The following is a 518-nucleotide window of genomic DNA, read 5'->3' as shown; positions in this document are numbered from 1 at the left end:
AGGTCCTCGGTGACGGCACGGGCAACGCGGCGCATGCGTGGGAGCGCGAATGCACCCTGCAGCGCCGTAACCAGAAGCTGCTCGAGATCGCGCCGAGCCCGACCCTGGACGATGCGACACGTGCTCCCATCATCGACGCCGCCCTGCGGCTGGCGTCCGCGGTCGAGTACAGGGGGCTCGGCACCTTCGAGTTCCTGCTCGACGCCGACGATCCAGCGAAGTTCTACTTCATGGAAATCAACCCGCGCGTGCAGGTCGAGCACACGGTGACCGAGGAGATCACCGGACTGGACCTGATACGGGCGCAGATCGAGCTGGCTGATGGCAAGTCGCTCGCCGACATCGGGCTGGCCGACGTGCCGCCCATGAACGGCTACGCCGTCCAGGCCAGGCTGTGTCTCGAAAAAATGCAGCCGGACGGCAGGACACGTCCGGCATCGGGCGTAATCGAGGCCTACGACAAGCCGGGCGGGCACGGCATCCGCATCGACGACTACATCTACACGGGTTATCGGGTC

General features: G+C 65.8%; 1 pseudogene. It reads left to right on the top strand.

Annotated features, from left to right (window positions below):
• Nucleotides 1–518, top strand: a pseudogene (locus ACQY6C_RS14985) (hypothetical protein); the annotation flags it as partial.

Origin of the sequence: Altererythrobacter sp. (assembly GCF_050299635.1) — a bacterium.
In the GTDB taxonomy this organism is placed as follows: Bacteria; Pseudomonadota; Alphaproteobacteria; order Sphingomonadales; family Sphingomonadaceae; genus Erythrobacter.
This window is presented reverse-complemented; position numbering and strand designations above follow the sequence as displayed.